This is a genomic window from Kluyvera sp. CHPC 1.251 (genome assembly GCF_036759945.1).
In the GTDB taxonomy this organism is placed as follows: domain Bacteria; phylum Pseudomonadota; class Gammaproteobacteria; order Enterobacterales; family Enterobacteriaceae; genus Kluyvera; species Kluyvera sichuanensis.
Genome location: NZ_JAPKIC010000003.1, coordinates 127,605 through 150,129 on the forward strand (window position 1 = coordinate 127,605; position 22,525 = coordinate 150,129).

Below are 22,525 nucleotides of genomic sequence, written 5' to 3' on the forward strand. Positions count from 1 at the left end.
TGAACGGCGCTGGCGAAAAATAAACTGTGAAGGCGATCGATTAGCGGATTTCAGAATCCGTGAGTTGCCGCTCGTAGACCTTGAAGAAAGGTCGGTAGATCATCCAGGCGTTGAAGAAGGCGAACAGGCACATAAACATATTTTTCCAACTACCATTTGCCGACCATGCGGCGCCCAGCGGTGCAGGCATAGACCACGGCAGCATTGCCACGGCGCGGTCGAGTACGCCGAGGTGCGTCAGGTACCAGGCAATACAGGCGTTAATCATCGGTACGCCAATAAAAGGGATTAAAAATAGTGGGTTAAGTATTATCGGGAAACCAAAAAGTATTGGTTCATTGATATTAAAGAGGGAAGGGATAAGGCCAATTTTGCCCACGCTTTTTAGCTGGCGAGAGCGACTGCGGAGCGCCATAAAGACCAGCGGCAGCGTGGAACCGATACCCCCAATCAGCAGATAGAAATCCCAGAATCCCTGCAGATAAATATGCGGCAACGGCGTGATGCCGTTCACCAGAGCCTGTTGGTTTTCAAACAGATAGGTCATCCAGAACGGGTTCATGATGCCGGTGATGATCAGCGCGCCGTGAATACCAATAAACCATAGTAAATTACAGATAAGTAAGGAAATTAGCAGTGCAGTTAGCGTATCGGAGGCGATGATCAGCGGCCGCAGCGCTTCACTGATAAGCTCTGGCAAAATCATCCCGGTGTTGAGCTTCAGCCCAGCGTTCATCGCCGTAATAGAAAGCATGATCACCAGCAGCGGCGTCAGCAGCTGAAAGCCGTTACGGGTCATGATCGGCACCTCGTCAGGCAAGCGAATACACCAGCCTTTCCGGTAGAAGAGCCGGATCACTTCAACAGAGTAAAAGCTTGAAATTAAAGCGCTAAATATCCCCATTCCACCCAGGAAGAGGTTGCTACCCGCATTTTCCTTAAAGCCGATGAACACCAGAAATGCCAGGCACCCCGTCAGCCCGGAAAGCCGTTCGGGTAGTTGGTACTGCTTACCTAAGCTGGCGCTGGCACCGAAGGCGATGATCAGCGCAATCAGGCCAATCGTCAGCTCAAAAGTAGGCAACAGCATGGGCCGAATAGCCAGATACCATGCGCCGCTGATAGCAAACGGCGGGAAGATCAACGGCACCATCAGGCTGCCAACAATGACGAACGGCATGGCCAGCGCAAAGCTGTCGCGCATGGCGGTGATGTGCTGGCTACGGGTCAGAAGATTGGCGAAAGGCGTAACGCGCTGCTCAATCAGCGTCACAGCAACATTCATAAACTGAATGTTCATGGCGAACCTTATATCGAACGGAGGTGCCAGGATCATCGCCTACATCCCAATAAAGTGAAAGCCTGCAACCGGTGATCGCGCTCACATTTAACGGATTCATGTGCGGAAAGCGCTTTCCGTTTTGTTTCCTCGTGATTATAGTCCGCTCATCGTTACTACTCAGTCAGGAGTTTTCCATGAAGAAAATTATGCTTTGTTGTTCCGCGGGGATGTCCACCAGTTTGCTGGTTAAAAAAATGGTGGCAGAGGCGGAAAAGCGCGGCCTGGAAGTGGATATCAAAGCCTTTGGTGTTGCCGAATTTGAACAGCAGGTGGGCCAGTATCAGGTGGTGCTTCTGGGGCCGCAGGTGAAGTACATGCAGAAAGATTTGCAGCAAAAAGCCAACGCCTACGGCATCAAGGTGGAGCCGATCAACATGATGGATTACGGCATGCAGAAAGGCGGTGCGGTTTTAGATTTTGCCCTGTCATTAATTGATAACAATAACTAAGGGATAAAAGATGAGCTCTCTGTACGCTAAATTAATCAATGTGATAGAACAAAAAATCACGCCAATGGCCGGAGCGGTTGGCCAGCAAAAATACGTGACCTCCATTCGTGACGGTTTTATCCTCGCGCTGCCGTTTATGATTGTCGGCTCGTTTATGCTGGTGTTTATCTTCCCGCCGTTTTCACCGGATACCAGTTGGGGTTTTGCTCGCGCCTGGCTGCAATTTTCGCTGGACCACCGTGAGAGCCTGATGCTGCCGTTTAATTTCAGCATGGGCATCATGACGCTCTTTATCTCCGTTGGGGTGGCTGCCAGTCTTGCGCGCCATCACGAACTGGACCCGCTGACGTCCGGGATGCTGTCGCTGATGGGCTTTTTGCTGGTTGCCGCGCCGCTGAAAGACGGACAGATCTCCGTGGCTTACTTCTCCGGGCAGGGTATCTTCACGGCGCTGCTGGTCGCGATATACACCACCGAGCTGTATGCTTTCCTACGTCGTCACAACATTACCATTCGCCTGCCACCAGAAGTGCCGACCGGCGTGGCGCGTTCCTTTGAGATTCTGATCCCCGTGCTGGCGGTGGCGCTGACGCTGCATCCGTTGAACCTGTTTATCGAAGCACAGCTGGGAATGATTATCCCGGAAGCCATTATGTCGCTGGTGAAACCACTGGTTGCCGCCTCCGATACGCTGCCAGCGATTCTGTTGTCGGTGCTGGTATGTCAGATTTTGTGGTTCGCCGGGATTCACGGCGCGCTGATTGTTACCGGCATTATGAACCCATTCTGGATGGCAAACCTGTCGGTTAACCAGGCTGCCATGGCCGCCGGTACCGCCATTCCACATATTTACGTGCAAGGATTCTGGGACCACTACCTGCTGATTGGTGGCGTGGGCTCCACGCTGCCGCTGGCCATTTTGTTGATGCGTAGCAAAGCGGTTCACCTGCGTACGATTGGCCGCATGGGCGTTGTGCCGGGGCTGTTTAACATCAATGAGCCGATTCTGTTCGGCGCGCCAATCATCATGAACCCGCTGTTCTTTATTCCGTTTGTTCTGGTGCCGATGGTGAACGCGACGCTGGCCTACTTTGCCCTCGACTTTGGCCTGGTCTCCCGCGTGGTGTCGATGACGCCGTGGACCACGCCAGCCCCTATCGGTGCATCCTGGGCGGCGAACTGGTCGTTCAGCCCTATCATTATGTGCCTGATTTGTATGGTAACGGCTGCCGTCATGTACTACCCGTTCCTGAAGGCTTACGAGAAACAGCTGCTGTCGCAAGAAAGCGGTGATGCGGAAACGGAAGGTCGCGTTGGGCAGTCTGAGGCCGCCTGATTTTGTTGATTGAGAGGACGTTATGGATTTAGAAGAACAAGTGATGGGCATTATTATTAATGCTGGCCAGTCGCGTAGCCTGTGCTACGAAGCGCTGAACAGCGCTAAAGCCGGTGATTTCGCCGATGCAGATGAAAAAATGGGGCAGGCGCAGCATTTTGCCCGCGAAGCGCATCGGGTACAGACTCAACTGATTGAGGCTGATGAAGGTGAGGGCAAAACCAAAATGACGCTGGTGATGGTGCACGCGCAGGACCATCTGATGACGTCGATTCTGGCCAAAGAACTGGTAGGCGAGCTGATTGAGCTCTATCGCACGCGTCATTAAGCCTCTGTCTCCCCGGCCGTTTCGCGCCGGGGAGTTGGCGAATACCTGAACGTATTTATGTTAGTATAGGGAGAAAACCGTAATACAGACGACACCATGCCTACTATTGATGATGTTTCAAAGTTAGCCAACGTTTCCCGTGCCACCGTTTCGCGCGTGCTGACGGGGACGCGTGGCGTTCGTGAAGAGAGCCGTGAGGCCGTATTACGCGCGGTGGAAGAGCTTAACTACCGCCCAAGCTTTGCCGCGCAGAACCTGGCGAGCAACACCTCGAGCTACGTCGGTATGGTGCTGCCCGCGAACGAAGCCGGGTTTAGCGCCGCGCTGCTGCCGCAGCTGTCGCAGGCCGTGAAATCGCTGAACAAATCGCTGATCATTCAGTATGTAAACGACGCGACTGAACAGCAGGCAGCGGTGGAAAACCTGCAGCATCAATGCGTTGCTGTCGTCACCCTGAGCCGCAACAGCGGTGATGTTGCCAGCAATGTGATCGCCTTCGATGCGTTTTCCGCGCAAGGCAGCGCCAGCCAGGGCTATAACTATGCGTTTGCCACCGAAAGCGCCTGCCGCTATGTGCTGGGCAAGGGGCATCGTAATATTGCGCTGCTGATGGATAATGAAAGCGACGTTGCCAGCAAGCAGATGCTCGACGGCTATCGTAGCGTGCTGCAAAACTACTCTCTGCCGTTCAATCGTCAACTGTTGGTGATGGCTGACAACAATATTGAGCAGGCGCTGCTGACGCTTATCAATAGCTTTACTAAATATACGGCGATTATCGCCAAACGTGACTGCTACGCCGCCGAAGCGATGCGTTTATTACGTGAATTCAATATTGCTATCCCGCAGGAAGTGTCGCTGGTGAGCCTTGAAGACTCTCCGCTGGCCTCGCTGGTTTATCCCCCTCTGACCTGTATCGCCTATCCGGTTGAACAACTACTGGAACACTGCGTTCAGCGTATTCGCGCGTTAATTGATGGGCATTCTGTGTTTGTACCGGAAGGCCGTGCATTTACCGGGCGTCTGGTGGCTCGCTCATCGGTTGCGGATATCAGTTAATCTACGCGGAGCCCCAAATGCCCGCGTGTTCGCAAGACACTTCTTTACAGCACTAAACTGGCGGGCTCGCTAAGATATGCCTCGTACTATGACGAGGTCATGATGAGCAAATTTTTCCAGCGCCGCCGCGTATACCGCTGGCTACGCGAAATGATAGTGCTGTTACTGTTGGCCGCGGCGCTGATGTGGGGCGTTGATCGCTTCCGTAGCCCGACGTTGCCCGACACCTTCTCCGGCACGACCATGCAGACAATAGATGGCCAGCAGTTGGATTTCACCGCGATGAGCGAAACCCGCCCGCTGCTGGTTTACGTCTGGGCGACCTGGTGCAGCATCTGCCGCTTTACCTCGCCGTCGGTTGAGAAGCTGAAGGAGCAGGGCGGCAACGTGGTGAGCATTGCCCTGCGTTCCGGCGATGATGCGCGGCTGGCGACGTGGATGCAGAAAAAACAGCTGACCATGCCGGTAGTGAACGACGCGCGCGGTGAGCTGGCCCAGCGCTGGCAGGTGAGCGTAACCCCGACGCTGGTGGTTATCGACAAAGGCAAACCGGTTAGCGCGACGACCGGCTGGACGAGCTACTGGGGCATGAAAATACGCCTGTGGTGGGCAGGCCTGTAACCTCTAAACTATTGCTATATTGATAATAGTCTATTGCGATTTATACCATTTATGTAATTAGTCCGCGGTCGTATCCTTCTTCGCATCACGTTACCGAGCGTAGCGTCCCTTACCGAACAGGATACGACCATGAAAACCCTTACTACGATTTTTACTGCTTCCCTTCTCTGTGTTGCTGCCTTTAGCGCCTCTGCGCAAAGCGTCACGGCGACTGCCTCTACGCTGGACTCCGCTGAAGCGGCTATCGCGCAGAAAGCCAAAGAGATGAACGCCTCCGACTACAAAATCACCAGCGCACGCATGGGCAACACCGTGACCATGAGCGCTGAACTGTATAAATAAGCGGAGGAAAACAGCATGTTATTCAATCAATATTCTCTGAACGACCTGTCGCTGGCTAACCGTATCGTGATGCCGCCGATGACCCGCTCCCGCGCTGGAACCGGCGATGTGGCGACCGATATGATGGCCGACTACTACGCTCAGCGCGCCAGCGCTGGGCTTATCATCAGCGAAGGCACGCAAATCAGCCAGCAAGGCCAGGGCTATGCCTGGACGCCGGGTATGTACTCTGAAGCACAGATTGCAGGCTGGAAAAAAGTGACCACCGCTGTGCATCAGGCGGGCGGCAAAATCTTCGCCCAACTGTGGCACGTCGGCCGCGTTTCCCACAACGTCCTGCAGCCGAACGGCGCGCAGCCGGTCTCCTCTTCCGCGATTCAGGCCGAAGGCGTGAAGGTGTTTGTCGATGTGGAAGGCCGTGGCCCGGAAAGCGGCGTCGGCGAGATGATGCAGCATGATATGCCGCGCGCACTGCGTACCGATGAGATCCCGGCTATCGTCAACGATTATGCCCAGGCGGCGCGTAACGCCATTGCTGCCGGTTTTGACGGCATTGAACTGCATGGGGCAAATGGCTACCTGATTAATCAGTTTATTGATTCGCAGGCCAACCTGCGCGACGACGAATACGGCGGCTCGCTGCAAAACCGTCTGCGCTTTATGAACGAGGTGGTGGCCGCAGTCTCTGAAGCGATTGGCAAAGAGCGCGTGGGGATTCGTCTCGCGCCGCTGACCACGCTGATGGGCTCTCGTGATGATACGCCGGAAGCGACCTACCTGGCAGCGGCTAGCGTGCTGAGCGAGATGGGCATTGCCTATATTCATATTGCCGAAGCTGACTGGGATGATGCACCGGTGATGCCCGCCGCGTTTAAAGAAGCGCTGCGGATTATCTTCCACGGCACGCTGATTTACTCCGGTAAATACACCAAAGCCCGTGCCGAAGAGGCGCTGGCAAAAGGCTGGGCGGATCTGATTGGTTTTGGTCGTCCGTTTATTGCTAACCCGGATCTGCCGTATCGTCTGGAGCATGATTTACCGCTGAATACGCCGGTGAAGGAGCAGTTCTTCGGTGGTGGGAAGGCGGGGTATCTGGATTATCCGACGGCGGAGTGATGGGCGCTGGCCCCCCTCACCCTAACCCTCTCCCCAGGGGGGAGAGGGGACCGATCGTGCAGTTAGCACGTTTGGTTTTCTCCCTCGCCCCTTTGGGGAGAGGGCCGGGGTGAGGGGAATCCCTTAAGCGACATCGTAAATACGCACGTCCGGTGCACTGTTCAGATACGGTTTCAGCGCTTCGACCACGTCCTGAGTGAACAGGTCGCTGCTGAGGTAAGCCTGCGCCTGCTCGCGGGTGTTAAAACCGTGCAGTACCTGCACGTCTTCGTCGCGGATAAGCAGCTCTTTGGCGGTTGCCCCGGCGATGGTGTTGAGGAACGGCGCTTTGTACTGCTGATAAACACCCGCAGCGGCGGGGCGGTTTGCGGGGCTAATATCGAGGGTGATTTGCAACCAGGCCATGATGTTCTCCTGTATTCATAGTGGCAGTTGGGTTGCCTGAATTATCAGAAGTCATGGCCGCTGCCACAAATCAGTTCTTCTAGCGAGGCTGGATAGTTTTTCTACGCGGCACCGTTTTCGACAGCAATGTCGGCAATCAACCAGTCATGGAAAATTTTCACTTCCGGGCGCATCACCGCGTGTTGCGGGGTCACAATGTAATAAGACCAGGTCAGCGGCCAGCGGTGATCCGGATGCAGTTGCGTGAGTTGCCCGCTGCCGATCAACGCTTTCACCAGCGCATGGCGCACGATCGCCACGCCGCGCCCGCTTAAGGCGGCGAGGATCACCGCCGAGGTGGAGTTGATATGCAAGCCACTCTCTTTTGCCGCTGGCGCGTTCAGTGTGCTGAGCACCTCATCCCAGTCAGGAAAATTAGCGCCGGGATGTGGGGTATCGTCATGGATTAGCTTCTGCTGCGAGAGCCAGTCCGCGCAGGCGGTTTTCTCCGGCGGCACCAGGCGCGGGCTACAGACCAGCACCGCTTCTTCGTCCATCAGCCAGGTTTTATCCACACCCGGCCAGTCTCCCTGCCCACAGCGGATGCCGACGTCGGCTTCGCCGTGGGAGACATCCATCAACTTTTCGGTGACGTTCAGGCGCAGGTCGATCGCATCATGCGCTTCAGAGAAGCGGTTCAGGCGATCCATTAGCCAGTTCATCATCAGCACCTGCGAGGCGGTCACCACCACCACCGAACGCGCCCGGCGGCCGCGCAGCTTGTTGAGCCCGGACTCGAGTTTATCCAGCCCCTGGGTGATGTCCTGCAAGGCTTCCTGCGCTTCGCTCACCAGCGTCAGCCGCTCTTTACCGGAGCGCGTGCGATGCAGCAGCGGATGCCCGACCCAATCTTCCAGCGCCCTGACCAATTGCCCAACGGCGGCGGGCGTCACGCCCAGTTCCTGCGCCGCGCCGGTAAAGCTGCCGTGACGGGCGGTGGCTTCAAAGGCGTGTAGCCATTTGAGGCGGTTGAGTGAGCGCATACGGATTCCTCTCGGGGGATGATGGCTTCAGTATACGCGAACGATAAAGATTTTCTTTAGTAGGTCACGGTGATAGTGACGGTATCGGCGTAGCTGTCTGCGCGATAGTTGGCGCTGGGAACCAGGGCGTAGACCGTTTTGTTGACGGAGGATCCTGTACCGGTATCGGCGACCAGGTTGGGAGATGCGTTACCCCATGTGAGACCAGAAACGCCTGCCGTTGATTTCAACTGATAGGGCACCAGGTCTGGGTTGGTTGAGGTCGTCGCGGTGCTTTTCATAACGCCACTCCCGGTAGTGTTACCGTTTGAGGGGGTAAGCCCGATGGTGTAGGCGGTACCGTTTGTGCATGCCATGGTGAAGTTGCTGTTGCTGGTAATATTGGTTTGGGTGTAGGCAACTGAACCCAGTGAAAGCGTGTTGGTGGCGGTGATCTGGCACTGTTTACTGACGGTGGCGGTGACGCCAAAAGCAAAGTTACCGACGACCGTGCTGCCACACGCTGCGCCCAGGTTGAGCGGGTTAATTATTGATGTAATCGAGGCGTTAATGGCGAGAAAGGTGTCCGAATAGTTTCCTGGGACTGCCGTACTTTGCCCTTTAGGTATAAGGGCATAGATGGTAAAGGAGCCGGTTAAATCATTGGTAGTAAGCATACGCCAGGCAACCCTCATGGGACTAAAACTTGCGTTGCTGTCCTGATTGCCTAATACGATGGTATGCCCGCTGTCCTGATAGAGCTGATAGTTAATTTTTGCCGTGCCTGAGGTCATTTGCCGGGGAAGAGTGGCTCCGTTTGTCGATGGGCCAAAGTTGAAACAGATGGTGGCGCCCAGCAGTGAGAGTACAGCCCCCGTGCAGGTGTAGTTGACGTTTACACTGATAACCGTATCACTTGTGTTGTTGAATGGGGACACGGCGCTGGTGAAGGCGACATTGGGGACGGGGGAAACGGTACAACTCACAGCAAAGCTTTTTAGCGGGAAAAAGCACAGCCCTACCAGTAAAATCATCACTCTTAACCACATGATCGCTGCTCCTTATTGGCACGTTAATGGCCCAATTTGTGGAATATCTCGTGCTTTTTCTGGGTAATCGAACTGTGCCGTACAGCGACCCGCGCTGGTGACCACGTTGAGGGTGTTATGCGCGTCCAGGGTGTCGAAATAGACCATGCCGTCAAAGCCGACCACGGCCCTCTGACTCTGCACGCCGTTCAGCGTGGCGGATGACCCTTCCGGTATCACTTCTCCCTGTGCATTTTTCAACACGATCAGCGCAGAACGTACGGTTTTTACCGTAAAGTTGACCATTGTGCCCGAGCGATCGGCAGGGATCGCCACGGTGTTAACCGGATCGATCCGCATATTGGCCGGGAGGTCCATCGGGTTAATGCTGATCTCGTTTTTCTGGTAGCTGTTGAGCGGCGTGACCAGCAGCAGGCCGCTGTCGTTGCTGGTGCCAATCGGGTTGTTTTGCAGCAGCACCGGTACGTTAGGCATACCCCCGGTGGAGACCACCGCAAAGCCGTTATTGATGGTCTGCGACGCAAACAGGCCGCCGCCCATCAGCACGAGCGCACCGTTGGCCCCGGCGTAACCGGACTGATTGCCCGACATATTGCTGTAGCCGCCGTACACTTTGCCGTAGCGCCCGAGATAGCCCAGCTCGCCCTGACCGCTTTGCTGAGCGTCCTGCTGGTTGAGCACCATGTTCCAGCCCAGGCCGCCATCAGACGGCTGGGTTTTACTGGCGTTTAACGAGTAGCTCATCTGGTTATTGCTGCTGCGCTGTACGGTGGCGCTGGTATTGATGTTGTTATCAAACGAGACGTTGACCACCAGGAATATGTTGCGGTCGCGGCTGCGATCAACGTTCTGATTCAGCCCGGCGGTGAGGTACACGCGGTTGGACACCGACTGGTACCAGTTGGCGTTGGTGTAGCGCTGGGTGGGCTGGCCGGGAGAGCGGTACTGTAAATAGCCAACGCTGAAGCTACCGAAAGACTCGGTGCTATAGCCGACCACGGTGCTCTGATTCAGCGATGGCGGTGGGCTCCCATAACGGGTGGCGACGTCGTGGTAGTCTCCGGTCGTGGCAATCGTCGTGGTGTTGAAGTTAAAGCGACTGTTGTTCCAACGATAGCCGATGCTGTAGAGGAAACCGTTTTCACCCGCGTCGGCGCTGGCTGCCAGCGCAGTGGAAATGGTTCCGCTGTTGCTGCCGGGGATCCAGTCGCTACTGAACCCGGCGTTAATCAGACTCTCGGTGGCCTCGGCGTGCCCGCCTGCGGTGAGGTTGTTGCTGAGGCCATGTCGCCAGGTGCCGCTAAAGGCGGGCGTGCTGGCGTAATCAAAGGATTCATAACCGTAGTTATTGCGCACCACGCCGACTTCCGCCGACCATTCTGATAACCCCTGACGCAGCAGCGACTGGTCGTTATAAAACGAGAAGCTCTGCACCGTGGTTTTACCCAGCGCATCGGTCATGGTGACCTGCGCCTCGCCTGCGCCGTTGATATTGGGCAGCGTATTCAGTTCGAAATTACCCGCCGGGACTTCGCCGTTGTAGTACTTCACGCCGTTCATATACAGCTCGACGCTGGAAGGCAGCGTGGCGGAGCCGAAAAACGAGGGCAGCGGCGTGGTAGGGGTATAGGGTTGAAGGCTGTAGTCGGTGCCTATCTGTATCCCGGCGATGCGCGTGGGGCGCGACCAGTTGACGGCGCTGGTAAGCATATCCCCCAGGTTGAGCGCGATGGCCTGTCTGGGAAACGAGGTGCGCCAGCTGGTGTCCAGACGGACCATACCATTGTTCTGGCTAACGTTATCGCTATTGCCGGTGTAGCGTGATATCTGCGTGGCGCTCAGCACGCCCATGTTACTGAAGGCGCGAAGCTCACTAAAGGCGCTGGCGTTGCTCTGCCCTTCTTGCCCCTGAGAGGCATAGAGATCGTAGTTGAGTAGCAGCCCGCGCGAGGAGGCGGCATCGGGATTCGGCGTGTCGTCCGGGTTCACCTGAGTGGTGGCCATATCCAGTTGTTGTAGCGGTGCCATTAGCGCCAGCGTTTGCTGATTTGCATCGTACTGCACGCGCAGCTGAGGGAGGTCGTTCAGACAGACCGGATCGGGCGTGTTTGCGGGTATCCGCAGGCCGATTTTACGCAGGCTATCGGCGCTGGCATAAAGCTTGTCGTGATCGTAGCCAAATCGCGCCAGGCCAATGGGATTCTGATTCAGGGTGACGTCGAGATAGAGCTCCGTCCCGGCCAGCGGTGTGCTATCGGCAATGACCCCATCCATGCTTTTCATTTCCGCAGAGGTGCTCCTCGCTATAAATAACACGTTGAATAGTAAAATAATTAATAGACGGCTTCGTCCGCTATAGCGTTTGTACCGTTTTTTGACCATTGACCGTTACTTCAAGCTTTTCTCCCTGACCGGCGCTGGCAGGAAGAGGCCAGCGCATCGTCGAACCGGGCAGTACATAGCCCAAAAGTCCAGGCGTAATATTTTTTCGGCTGCCTGATGCCGTAATCAACGTGACCTCTGCGAGCTGGGCATGGCCGTCGCCCTGGTTATTCACCTGTAACCAGGTTCGACCGTCGCTGTGTGCCACCTGCCATTGCAGTCTGGCGAACGTTTCTGTTGCCCCCGGCGGCTGGATGAACACCGGAACGGAATAGTGCATAACAAACTGCAGGCTGTTTTTTTTCGTTGTAGTCGTTGTAGAAGGCGGCAGTTCGTTAATCGATAGTCGATACGCATCTTCCACCTTCGTCGGTGGGCCGGTGCGAATCACGCGGATCAACTGCTTCCCACCGGGTGGGATGTTCAGCATGGGCGGGCTGATGACCAGGCCTTGCGAAGATGAAAGCTGGTCGCTGTAACCACTCTGGCTCCAGTGGAAAACGCGAACCTGGGCGTTAACCGGGCTGTCACCTGAGTTGCTCAACCAAAGGCCCTCGGCGCGCTGGTTTTGTTGCAGCGTTAAGCTGATAGGCGAGACCTGCAGACCGCTAGCGGCGATATCGCCGCTGAAAAGCGCGAGCGCGGTCAGGCAGGCAAGCGCTGACGAGTGTCGGAGCATAGGCCTTCCTTGAATCAATAGGTAAAGGTCACCGTCACGGTGTCGGAATAGTTATCTGGCGTAACGTTAGTATTGGTAACACCGGCGTACACGGGCACGGCCTGAAGAGCCCCCTGCCCGGAGCCCGCTAAAATGTTAGGGCCAGTGGTCGTATTGCTTCCCCAAACCGTTGAGCCGTTGAGGTCGGTATAGAGCTGGTAAGCCACTTTGTCCGTGTTGGTGCCGGTGCCGGACATGCTGCCTGCACCAGACTGGTTGCCATTAGAAGGCTGCAGACCAATAGTAAAGGGCGTGCCTTTAGAACAGGTTACGCTCAGGTTAGCGGTGGCCTTTGCAGGAACCACGTTCGCGACGACAGAGCCAAAGGAAACCGGCGAACCTGAGGTCATGGTGCACGTTTTGGTTATCGTAATCTGAACCTGAAAGGTACTGGTGATAGGGGTATCCAGTACGGCATAGGCCGATGGCATAAAAAATATGGACATCGGAACGAGAAGCATGAACTTAAAAGACGTGTTCATAGTATTGACCTCTACATAGGTATTCTTTTTCCCTAGTAAAACAATGACGTATGAAGCATTAATTCCTTATATAAAAATAGAGCAGATAGCATTATTCTGCCAATTTGCCTTAAGTATTTTTTATTAAAAATAGAACGTCCGTCACCTTATTGGGTGATAAGCGAGAGATATAAAATATATGATATATTTATAGGCTAAGTGATTATTTGAAATAAAATAATGACTATTGTGTGTGGGGAAAAACTGGTGGTTATTTTAATTTCTATAAAGTGATATGTAGCATTAATTAAATGGATGGCATAATTTCGGCGCTACGTTTTAGGATCTTTCCCTAAAAATAGTAGGGCTCGGGTGTCGTTTTTTTGCCGGGTGGCGCGATGCTTACCCGGCCTACAATTGCACTGTACCCGTAGGCCCGATAAGCGCAGCGCCATCGGGCGATGAACCTGTAAGCCGAACTTACAAGTTCATGTCTCGTCAATGCACTGCCGACACCGCCGCTTCAATCCCTTTCAGCTTCAACTGCGTCTCCTTCAACTCCGCCAGCAGCTTCTGCTCCTGTTCGCCATAGGCCATCAGGACGATGCAGCCTTCCATCACTTTTACGCTAACCTGTTGTCCGGTTTCGAACCCGGCCTCGCGCAGCCACTTCCCGGAAAGGGTGAGACTCGGTGTATTTTTGTTTGCACCCTGCGGGCGATATCCCACAATTATCGTGCGCTCGGTTTTTGCTGCGGGTAAGTCTGGGGTAGAATGCGGATCAGCCATAATCAACTCCTTGATAGTTGGTGAGGTTAGCTCTCGTCGAGTACTGAGAATACTGGGCGAGAGCGTTTAAATATCAGGTTACTTATTTTAAAGGTACGTACCTGATTGATGATAGATTGCTCTTGTAGGTACGTACATGTCAACGACGAAACGCGACCCTAACCCATCAAAGTCCGGAAAAGCACCGACTTTTCAGATTCGTATTACGCCGGAGTTGAAGGCGCAGTTTGAGGCTGCGGCGAAGGCAGAGGGGATGAGTTTGGGGAATTGGCTCAAAACCTTGGGAAGAAAAGAACTAAGTAGGTTGGGAATTGAGCCAGAAATATAAAGCGTATTGTTAATTATCTTCTCTGCGAGGTATACCTACGATTTCCATTTTTAATGGATGCTCGCCGGAAAAGACAGAAGCTAAACCCTTTCTGATTTTGCGGTTATCATTTTCAATTTCCCCATGTGCAACTGGAGAATAAATTGCTGTTTGAAGTTGCACTCGCTCAAAATTATAACCAATGTCTTTAGCTATTTCTGACAATAGATCTAAGAACATAGTGTTACTTTCTTGATTCCATATGGCAACTAATGCTTCATTGCTAGGATATGTACTATTTAAATGAGAAAAATATAAATTCCAGGCTGCGATTACTTTGCTCTCAGATTTACTTCTTTTTGCTTTTCCCTTTTTAATTTTTCCATAAAAAGCAAGGTCGATCATATTTAAAGCATTCACATGGTTACTTGATAGTCTTGCATTTTGAGATCTGGTTGACATCAACTGCCTGAAAATTTCTATTTTAAGAGATTTTACTTCAGTATATCGCTCTATCAATTTTTGAGATTGAACAGCTAATAATGGGCTAATTAAGGTTGCAGCAATTGCCACAATAGTCAGTGCTAAGTTCACTCATTTATCCTGCTTGCAAAGCTGGGATCATATAAAAATAAAAGAATGAAGTAGATATGCCAAATGGCTGGTTTTAGGTATGAATTTTGGCGGAAGATCACAGGAGTCGAACCTGCCCGGGACCGCTGGCGGCCCCAACTGGATTTGAAGTCCAGCCGCCTCACCGGAGACGACGATCTTCCGCGCCTACATTGCTACATGGAGGCGGGGCGCATTATAGCTACTTTCAATCATTTACCACATCCCCCCAGGGCACATTTTTCGCCCCGTAGCCCCGTCACTTTTGGACTTCCCAGATAAAACCCTGCCTTTTCCTATGGTTACATTTTCCCGCTAGAACACCGCAGACAATTTACCGCACTTCTTGCCCGATGAATGGCGTAAAAACCAGCGCCGTAACCGAATATTTGACCATTTCACGGCCATTTCGCGTTGTGTTTATCAACCGCTGGCCGCGCAGGCTTACGGCGTAAACGAGCCGGGACAGTATCAGTACGGAAAAGGACAACGCTAAGGGAGAGTATAGATAAAACGAGTAAATACTTTGGCGGAAAAGTGAGCTAATTTTGGCGGAGATCGCAGGAGTCGAACCTGCCGGGAGCCGCAGGCGGCTACCACTGGAAAAGATGTCCAATCGTCTCACCGGAGACGACGATCTTCCGCGCCTGCATTGCTACATGGAGGCGGGGCGCATTATAGCCACTTTCAATCAGTTACCACATCTTTACTTACATTTTTCGGCATCTTTTTTATATCTGCCGCACGGCATGGATAGAAATTCCTACAAAATCCGTAAGTTACACTTCGACACACTCTACCCGCCAACCCAGATCACATAAATCAAGAAACGTAATTTGATAACGAGATATCGCAATTCACCTTATACGGCGGATGGTTTAAAAAATATGTAACCGGTACCAACGTGGCTTCGGTGCGAAAAGGGTTTGAAAGATGAAGAGTGAAGTATTATCTGTCAAAGAGAAGATCGGCTACGGCATGGGCGACGCCGCCAGCCATATCATTTTCGATAACGTCATGTTGTACATGATGTTCTTCTATACCGATATCTTCGGTATACCCGCAGGTTTTGTTGGCACCATGTTCCTTCTGGCGCGCGCGCTGGATGCCATCTCCGACCCGTGCATGGGGCTGCTGGCCGACCGTACCCGCAGCCGCTGGGGCAAGTTCCGCCCGTGGGTGCTGTTTGGCGCGCTGCCGTTCGGCGTGGTCTGCGTGCTGGCCTACAGCACCCCGGACTTCAGCCATAACGGCAAACTGATTTATGCGGCCATCACCTACACGCTGCTGACCCTGTTCTACACCGTGGTCAACATCCCTTACTGCGCGCTTGGCGGGGTTATCACCAACGACCCGACGCAACGCATCTCGCTGCAGTCCTGGCGCTTCGTGCTGGCGACGGCGGGTGGCATGCTCTCTACCGTCTTAATGATGCCGCTGGTGAATCTTATTGGTGGCGATAATAAAGCGCTGGGCTTCCAGGGCGGTATCGCGGTGCTCTCCGTAGTGGCATTCCTGATGTTGGCCTTCTGCTTCTTCACCACTAAAGAGCGCGTGGAAGCGCCGCCAACCAATAACTCCATGCGTGAGGACCTGCGCGACATCTGGCACAACGACCAGTGGCGCATCGTCGGCCTGCTCACCATCCTCAACATCATGGCGGTCTGCGTACGCGGCGGCGCGATGATGTATTACGTCACCTGGATTATGGGCTCCCCGGCACTGTTTACCGCCTTCCTCACCACCTATTGCGTCGGCAACCTGATTGGCTCGGCATTGGCCAAACCGTTGACCGACTGGAAATGCAAAGTGAGCGTCTTCTGGTGGACCAACGCCATTCTGGCGGTCCTGAGCCTGGCGATGTTCTTTGTACCGATGAACGCGAGCGTCGTTATGTTTGCCTTTATCTTCGTGATTGGCGTTCTGCACCAGCTCGTGACCCCGATTCAGTGGGTCATGATGTCCGACACCGTTGACTACGGTGAATGGCGTAACGGTAAACGTCTCACCGGCATTAGCTTTGCGGGCACGCTGTTCGTGCTGAAGCTCGGCCTGGCGCTGGGCGGTGCGATGATTGGCTGGATGCTGGCTGGCGGCGGTTATGACGCTGCGGCCAAAGCGCAGAACCCCACCACCATCAGCATCATTATTGCTCTGTTCACTATCGTACCGGCTATTTGCTACCTGTTGAGCGCCGTTGTGGCGAAGCGCTTCTACACCCTGAAAACGCCATTCCTGGTCAAGATGATGGCTGAACTGGCGAGCGGTGCGCACCGCACTCAGCAGGATTTTGAAAACGTATCTATGAAACAATCTCTCGGGAATTAAGAGGACGAACTATGAAGATCAGTGATGGAAACTGGATGACCCAACCGGGTCTCAACTTGATTCATCCTGTCCAGGTGTTTGATGTTGAACAGCATGGGAATGAGTTGGTGGTGTATGTGGCGCCGCGCGATGTGCGGGAACGTACGTGGCAGCTGGACACGCCGATGTTCACCATTCGCTTTTTCTCTCCTCAGGAAGGGGTGGTCGGCGTGCGCATTGAGCACTTCCAGGGGGCGCTGGATAAAGGCCCGCACTACCCGCTGAACGTGCTGAAAGACGTGAAGGTGCAAATCCAGAACACCGCCGAGTTTGCCGAGCTGAAAAGCGGCAACCTGAGCGTGCGCGTCACCAAAGGTGAATTCTGGTCGCTGGACTTCCTGCGCAACGGCGTTCGCATTACCGGTAGCCAGCTGAAAAACAACGGCTACGTGCAGGACAGCAACGACGACCGCAACTACATGTTCGAGCGTCTGGACCTCGGCGTGGGTGAAACCGTTTACGGCCTGGGCGAGCGCTTTACCGCGCTGGTGCGCAACGGCCAGAACGTTGAAACCTGGAACCGCGACGGCGGCACCAGCACCGAACAGTCCTACAAGAATATTCCGTTCTACCTGACCAACCGCGGCTACGGCGTGCTGGTGAATCACCCGGAAAACGTCTCCTTCGAGATTGGTTCAGAGAAAGTCTCCAAGGTGCAGTTCAGCGTCGAAGGCGAGCATCTGGAATACTTCGTTATCGACGGCCCAACCCCGAAAGAGGTGCTGAACCGCTATACCCAGTTCACCGGCCGCCCGGCGCTGCCACCGGCCTGGTCCTTCGGCCTGTGGCTGACCACCTCGTTCACCACCAACTACGACGAAGCGACGGTGAACAGCTTTATCGACGGCATGGCGGAGCGCGACCTGCCGCTGCACGTCTTCCACTTCGACTGCTTCTGGATGAAAGCCTTCCAGTGGTGCGACTTCGAATGGGACCCGGTGACCTTCCCGGACCCGAAAGGCATGATCCAGCGCCTGAAAGACAAAGGGCTGAAGGTCTGCGTGTGGATTAACCCGTACATCGGCCAGAAATCCCCTATCTTCCAGGAGCTGAAAGAGAAGGGCTACCTGCTCAAACGCCCGGATGGTTCGGTCTGGCAGTGGGATAAATGGCAGCCGGGCCTGGCGATTTATGACTTCACCAACCCGGAAGCCTGCCAGTGGTACGCCGACAAGCTGAAAGGCCTGGTGGAGATGGGCGTCGACTGCTTCAAAACTGACTTTGGCGAGCGCATCCCGACCGACGTCCGTTGGTTCAACGATGCCGACCCGCAGAAAATGCACAACCACTACGCCTACATCTACAACGAGCTGGTGTGGAACGTGCTCAAAGAGAACCTCGGCGAGAAAGAAGCGGTGCTGTTTGCCCGTTCCGCCTCGGTGGGCGCGCAACAGTTCCCGGTGCACTGGGGCGGCGACTGCTACGCCAACTACGAATCGATGGCGGAGAGCCTGCGCGGCGGCCTGTCTATCGGCTTGTCCGGCTTTGGTTTCTGGAGCCACGACATTGGCGGCTTCGAAAACACTGCCCCGGCGGATGTCTACAAGCGCTGGTGTGCCTTTGGCCTGTTCTCCAGCCACAGCCGCCTGCACGGCAGCAAATCCTACCGTGTGCCATGGGCGTACGACGAAGAGTCCTGCGACGTGGTGCGCTACTTCACCGAAATGAAGTGCCGCATGATGCCGTACCTGTATCGTCAGGCGGCGCTGGCGAACGAACAGGGCACGCCAATGCTGCGCGCCATGATGCTGGAATTCCCGGACGATCCGGCGTGCGACTACCTCGACCGTCAGTACATGCTCGGCGACTCTCTGGCGGTGGCGCCGGTGTTCACCGAAGCGGGCGACGTGCAGTTCTACCTGCCGGAAGGCCTCTGGACGCACCTGTGGCACAACGACGAGGTGCAGGGCAGCCGCTGGCATAAACAGCAGCACGACTTTATGAGCCTGCCGGTGTACGTGCGCGACAACACGTTGCTGGCGCTGGGCAACAATAGCCAGGTACCGAACTACGCCTGGCATGAAGGGACGGCGTTCCAGTTGTTCCATCTGGAAGATGGTCGCCAGGCGGTTTGCGAAGTGCCAGCGCAGGACGGTTCGGTTATCTATACGCTGACCGCGAAGCGTCAGGGTAACGTGATTACCGTAACGGGCAACGGCAAGGCGAGCGGCTGGACGCTGTGCCTGCGCAACATCCAGCAGGTGGCTGGTGTGCAGGGCGGGGCGCAGGCGGGTAGTGAGCTCGGCGTGGTGGTGACGGCGCAGGGTAATGAGCTGGTAATTACGCTTTAGTACTGAGAGTGCCCCCTCACCCTAACCCTCTCCCCATAGGGGAGAGGGGACCGATGGTGCGGCTGGCATGGTTGGTTTTCTCCATCGCCCCTTTGGGGAGAGGGGACCGATGGTGTGGCTGGCATGGTTGGTTTTCTCCCTAACCCCTTTGGGGAGAGGGGACCGATGGTGTGGCTGGTATGGTTGGTTTTCTCCCTCGCCCCTTTGGGGAGAGGGGATCGATGGTGTGGCTGGCATGGTTGGTTTTCTCCCTCGCCCCTTTGGGGAGAGGGCCGGGGTGAGGGGAACCCCGCGCGAACTACTTCATCACCCCACCCTGCATCTGCTGGGTCACTTCCTGCTTATCCATATTCACCGCATGCAACTCCCCGTTTACCGTCGGTTTCAGCGGCGTATCCGCCTGCACATTCCCGCTCGCCGTCAGTTGAATATTCCCGTCGCCGGTAATCGGCAGCGCTGGCCATCCCCATTGCTCGAGTACGTTCAGTGGTACACCGCGGCCGTTCAGCGTCACGCGGGTCTGGCGCTGTGGTTGCTGGGCCACGGTGGCGGTGGCTTCCAGAATGCCTTTTTCGGTAAAGGCGCTCAGTTCGGTGATATTCACGTTCGAAGCATCGGCATTCAACGTCATGGATGGGCGACGTACGTCAACGCGGTTAAAGGTTGCCGCCGCTCCGTTCAGCGTCGCGCTGCCGCCCCAGATGCCCCACTGGCGGTTTTTCGCCAGCTGCAGGTTGGCCCCGTAGCCGTCCAGCGCGGTGACCTGCCACGGGAAGTCCGGGGTGATATCAATCACCAGGTTACGGCTGGCACCGAATTTCTTCAGGGTCACGCTTTGCAGCCACGGCGGTAGTTGCTCCATCCACAGCGTTTTCCAGTTCTCCGGCAGCGTATATTCCAGCCCGGCAAAGACCGCATCATCCAGCACCAGCGCGTTACCGGCGCGTAACCAGTTGCCGGAGCTGCGCACCATGCCGCCTTCCCAGCGTGAGGTGAACTGGCGCAGCGCAATCCCCTGCGGCGAGAATTCGGCGTTGAGGATCGGGTCGAGCAGATGCAGCGAGCCATAGATAAACTCACTCGCGTTCATCGAGATTTTGCCATCGTCGCTCTGCCAGCCGCCCTGGCTGAGGGTCAGATTGCGCAAGTTGAGGTCGAGGTCGGTGACCGCCCAGTCCGGCCCCTGCAGGTGGGCGTCGGTAATGTCCAGCCGACCAATCTGCAGCGATGGCACGGTAGTCAGCGGGGCAAGGAAATCGAGCAGCGACTTGTCGCTCTGCATGCGGATATCGTTAAGGCGCAAATTATCCACCACCCAGCTGCCGTCGCTGTTGCGCCGTGCATTGCCGGTGAGCGAGCCGCGTGCCATATCCGCACCGACGGTGGTTAAGGTAACTTCTCCGTTATTGAGCGAGCCTTCAATCAATGCGTTGGTGGCCGGTACGCCGTTAAGCGACAGCGAACCGGCGCTCATCTGAATCTGGGCTTTGGTACCTAGCACGTTGCCTGCCACTGGTGCCCACGGCATCACGCCGCCGGAGACGCGCTGGGCGCTTAGCTCCCAGCCGGTTTCCGGGCTGTTCAGCGCCATATTGCTTAGCTGTAGGCGGTCTGCGGCAAACGGCAGCGGCGCGGTAGAAGGGGACAGATTCAGCGTGCCGTCCTGCAATAGAATAGTGTCGACGTGCAGCGGGTCGGTTATCTGGCGTGAACTCAGACCGATATCTACCGCTTTGGCAACCAGCGTCGCGGGCTTCCCGTCACGGCCAAAGGTGACATTTTTCAGCAGGATATGAGAAGGCGAAGAGAAGCGATGGTCCATCGCGTCAAACGTGATGTGATAGGCGGTGTTATCGCTTACCCACTGGCTAACGTGACGGGCGCCCCAGCGCGTTTGCAGCAAGAAATAGAAGGCCAGGATCACCAGCAGCAGGGCGATCAACAGCCAGATAATGAGCTTTCCAAGAAATTTCATGATCTTCCGTCCTGAGAAGGGCACATAAACCTGTTATGCATGATTTATGCGCATTCCTCAAGGCGGGAATCGTATTATTCGATGTCAGCGGCAGTGGCGAAACCACTGCCGCGAAGGGATTACGCTTTTTCCGGCGGGAAGACCAGATTGAGGATAATCGCAGTGATACCCCCGGCGGCGATGCCGGAAGAGAGCAGGTTTTTCAGCCAGTCCGGCGCAAACTGCAGGATTTGCGGCTGCTGGGAAACGCCCAGGCCGACGGCCAGCGACAGCGCGATAATCAGAATTGCACGACGGTTCAGCGGCTCGCGGGAGACGATACGTACACCGGAAGCGGCGATGGTACCGAACATCACCAGCGTTGCGCCGCCGAGCACGGGCTCAGGAATGTGCTGTACAAAGCCGCTTACCGCCGGGAACAGGCCGAGCACGATCAGCATCAGCGCCACCACAAAGCCCACGTAACGGCTGGCCACGCCGGTCAACTGAATCACACCGTTGTTCTGCCCGAAGCAGGAGTTAGGGAAGGTGTTGAAGATGGCCGATACGCAAGAGTTGAGGCCGTTCGCCAGCACGCCGCCTTTCAGGCGCTTCATATAGACCGGGCCGGAAACCGGCTGCTCGGATACGTCCGAGGTGGCGGTGATATCACCGATGGTCTCGAGCGAGGTAATCATAAACACCAGCATCAGCGGCAGCAGCAGGCTCCAGTCGATGCCCAGGCCGTAGTACAGCGGCGTTGGAATGATAATCAGGCTGCCGTTTGTTGGCGCGGTGTTTTCCGGCAGCATGCCGAGGAACCACGCCATCAGGTAGCCTGCCGCCATGGCAATCACCAGAGAGGCGATACGCAGGTACGGGTTGCGCTGACGGTTAAGCAGAATAATGATCGCCAGTACAATCCCTGCCAGCAGCAGGTTTTTCGGCGCGCCGAAGGTGTGGTCAGCCATCGCCGCATAGCCGCCGCCGATGGAGGTCAGGCCCACCTGAATCAGCGACAGGCCGATAATCATCACCACCACGCCGGAAACCAGCGGCGTTATCACGCGGCGCGCCAGGTGCAGCACGCGAGAGATAACCATCTCGGTGCAGCTCGCCAGCATCAGGGTGCCGAACAGCGCCGCCATCATCGTTGGCACGTCGGCACCACCGGTTTTCAGCGCCGTGCCGCCCATAATCAGTGGCGCAACGAAGTTAAAGCTGGTGCCCTGAATCGACAGCAGGCCAGAACCCACCGGGCCCCAGGCTTTAATCTGGATGATGGACGCCACACCAGAGGCGAATAACGACATGCTGATAATGTGCTGAGTGTCTTCCGCTGGCAGGCCAAGCGCCTGACAGATGAGCAGCGCTGGTGTGATCACCGCGACAAACATCGCCAGCAGGTGCTGGAACGCCGCGAACAGCGTCTGCGGCAGCGGTGGGCGATCTTCCAGACGATAGATTAATTCGCTGTTTTGCGAATGCGCAATCGGTTGCGCATTGGCTTGATCGAGTGTGTTAGAAGACATCTCAGAGGTAATCCCGTGGTGGAAAAGTGGCGATTTTAGCGGACTGGTTGGTAAAAGCAATCGG

Annotated in this window: 21 protein-coding genes and 2 tRNA genes; 10 read left to right on the forward strand and 13 right to left on the reverse strand. The window is 55.4% G+C overall.

What is annotated here, in order from left to right:
• Positions 1–40 precede the first annotated feature (40 nt).
• Positions 41–1,300 carry a PTS sugar transporter subunit IIC gene (locus V6940_RS07395; protein WP_333495403.1) on the reverse strand — a complete coding sequence of 420 codons (1,260 nt, stop codon included), beginning with the start codon at positions 1,298–1,300 and terminating at the stop codon, positions 41–43.
• A gap of 176 nt (positions 1,301–1,476) precedes the next feature.
• Here V6940_RS07395 and V6940_RS07400 point away from each other — a divergent pair, with 176 nt between their 5' ends.
• From V6940_RS07400 to V6940_RS07430, 7 genes are all read left to right on the forward strand, one after another.
• Entirely contained in the window at positions 1,477–1,791 is a 315-nt protein-coding gene (locus tag V6940_RS07400; RefSeq protein ID WP_333495404.1) for a PTS sugar transporter subunit IIB, read from the forward strand.
• 10 nt (positions 1,792–1,801) lie between these two features.
• A complete protein-coding gene (locus V6940_RS07405) occupies positions 1,802–3,127 on the forward strand; it encodes a PTS sugar transporter subunit IIC (RefSeq protein WP_333495405.1) in 1,326 nt (441 codons plus the stop codon).
• A 22-nt stretch (positions 3,128–3,149) separates the two neighbouring features.
• On the forward strand, positions 3,150–3,455 hold the full coding sequence (locus V6940_RS07410) for a PTS lactose/cellobiose transporter subunit IIA (RefSeq protein WP_185667525.1): 306 nt from the start codon (positions 3,150–3,152) through the stop codon (positions 3,453–3,455).
• A 96-nt stretch (positions 3,456–3,551) separates the two neighbouring features.
• Entirely contained in the window at positions 3,552–4,514 is a 963-nt protein-coding gene (locus V6940_RS07415) for a LacI family DNA-binding transcriptional regulator (RefSeq protein WP_333495406.1), read from the forward strand.
• A 99-nt stretch (positions 4,515–4,613) separates the two neighbouring features.
• Complete coding sequence (locus V6940_RS07420) at positions 4,614–5,135, forward strand: protein disulfide oxidoreductase (protein WP_333495407.1); 522 nt, start codon at positions 4,614–4,616, stop codon at positions 5,133–5,135.
• A 129-nt stretch (positions 5,136–5,264) separates the two neighbouring features.
• Positions 5,265–5,477, forward strand: coding sequence for a DUF1471 domain-containing protein (locus V6940_RS07425; RefSeq protein ID WP_333495408.1), 213 nt, complete (start codon positions 5,265–5,267; stop codon positions 5,475–5,477).
• A 15-nt stretch (positions 5,478–5,492) separates the two neighbouring features.
• Positions 5,493–6,593, forward strand: a complete 1,101-nt coding sequence (locus V6940_RS07430; RefSeq protein ID WP_333495409.1) for an alkene reductase — start codon at positions 5,493–5,495, stop codon at positions 6,591–6,593.
• 123 nt (positions 6,594–6,716) lie between these two features.
• Here V6940_RS07430 and V6940_RS07435 read toward each other — a convergent pair whose 3' ends face one another.
• The 7 genes from V6940_RS07435 to V6940_RS07465 form a co-directional block, all read right to left on the reverse strand.
• Complete coding sequence (locus V6940_RS07435) at positions 6,717–6,998, reverse strand: hypothetical protein (RefSeq protein WP_333495410.1); 282 nt, start codon at positions 6,996–6,998, stop codon at positions 6,717–6,719.
• 101 nt (positions 6,999–7,099) lie between these two features.
• Positions 7,100–8,020, reverse strand: a complete 921-nt coding sequence (locus tag V6940_RS07440; RefSeq protein WP_333495411.1) for a LysR substrate-binding domain-containing protein — start codon at positions 8,018–8,020, stop codon at positions 7,100–7,102.
• Positions 8,021–8,076: 56 nt separating this feature from the next.
• Positions 8,077–9,048 carry a Csu type fimbrial protein gene (locus V6940_RS07445; RefSeq protein ID WP_333495412.1) on the reverse strand — a complete coding sequence of 324 codons (972 nt, stop codon included), beginning with the start codon at positions 9,046–9,048 and terminating at the stop codon, positions 8,077–8,079.
• A 12-nt stretch (positions 9,049–9,060) separates the two neighbouring features.
• Positions 9,061–11,331 carry a fimbria/pilus outer membrane usher protein gene (locus tag V6940_RS07450; protein ID WP_333495413.1) on the reverse strand — a complete coding sequence of 757 codons (2,271 nt, stop codon included), beginning with the start codon at positions 11,329–11,331 and terminating at the stop codon, positions 9,061–9,063.
• A gap of 70 nt (positions 11,332–11,401) precedes the next feature.
• A complete protein-coding gene (locus V6940_RS07455) occupies positions 11,402–12,109 on the reverse strand; it encodes a fimbrial biogenesis chaperone (RefSeq protein WP_333495414.1) in 708 nt (235 codons plus the stop codon).
• A gap of 14 nt (positions 12,110–12,123) precedes the next feature.
• The gene (locus tag V6940_RS07460) at positions 12,124–12,594 is read right to left on the reverse strand and encodes a Csu type fimbrial protein (RefSeq protein WP_333495415.1); all 471 of its coding nucleotides are present in this window, start codon (positions 12,592–12,594) and stop codon (positions 12,124–12,126) included.
• A 513-nt stretch (positions 12,595–13,107) separates the two neighbouring features.
• Positions 13,108–13,398, reverse strand: coding sequence for a SymE family type I addiction module toxin (locus V6940_RS07465; RefSeq protein ID WP_333495416.1), 291 nt, complete (start codon positions 13,396–13,398; stop codon positions 13,108–13,110).
• A 136-nt stretch (positions 13,399–13,534) separates the two neighbouring features.
• On the opposite strand from V6940_RS07465, the gene V6940_RS07470 reads away from it, so the two are divergent.
• On the forward strand, positions 13,535–13,726 hold the full coding sequence (locus V6940_RS07470) for a toxin-antitoxin system HicB family antitoxin (RefSeq protein WP_333495417.1): 192 nt from the start codon (positions 13,535–13,537) through the stop codon (positions 13,724–13,726).
• 9 nt (positions 13,727–13,735) lie between these two features.
• On the opposite strand, the gene V6940_RS07475 is transcribed toward V6940_RS07470, so the two are convergent.
• From V6940_RS07475 to V6940_RS07485, 3 genes are all read right to left on the reverse strand, one after another.
• Positions 13,736–14,299: a DUF6680 family protein gene (locus tag V6940_RS07475; protein ID WP_333495418.1), complete on the reverse strand. Its 564-nt coding sequence runs from the start codon at positions 14,297–14,299 to the stop codon at positions 13,736–13,738.
• Between the two features lie 87 nt (positions 14,300–14,386).
• Positions 14,387–14,481, reverse strand: a tRNA-Sec gene (locus V6940_RS07480).
• Positions 14,482–14,866: 385 nt separating this feature from the next.
• Positions 14,867–14,960: transfer RNA gene (locus tag V6940_RS07485), tRNA-OTHER, on the reverse strand.
• Between the two features lie 290 nt (positions 14,961–15,250).
• Here V6940_RS07485 and V6940_RS07490 point away from each other — a divergent pair.
• Positions 15,251–16,645, forward strand: coding sequence for a glycoside-pentoside-hexuronide family transporter (locus tag V6940_RS07490; protein WP_333495419.1), 1,395 nt, complete (start codon positions 15,251–15,253; stop codon positions 16,643–16,645).
• 11 nt (positions 16,646–16,656) lie between these two features.
• Complete coding sequence (gene yicI / locus V6940_RS07495; RefSeq protein ID WP_333495420.1) at positions 16,657–18,975, forward strand: alpha-xylosidase; 2,319 nt, start codon at positions 16,657–16,659, stop codon at positions 18,973–18,975.
• 298 nt (positions 18,976–19,273) lie between these two features.
• Here the strand turns inward: yicI and V6940_RS07500 are convergent, their stop codons facing one another.
• Positions 19,274–20,950 carry an AsmA family protein gene (locus tag V6940_RS07500; RefSeq protein WP_333495421.1) on the reverse strand — a complete coding sequence of 559 codons (1,677 nt, stop codon included), beginning with the start codon at positions 20,948–20,950 and terminating at the stop codon, positions 19,274–19,276.
• A gap of 119 nt (positions 20,951–21,069) precedes the next feature.
• Positions 21,070–22,461: a nucleobase:cation symporter-2 family protein gene (locus tag V6940_RS07505; RefSeq protein WP_333495422.1), complete on the reverse strand. Its 1,392-nt coding sequence runs from the start codon at positions 22,459–22,461 to the stop codon at positions 21,070–21,072.
• Positions 22,462–22,525: the final 64 nt, after the last annotated feature.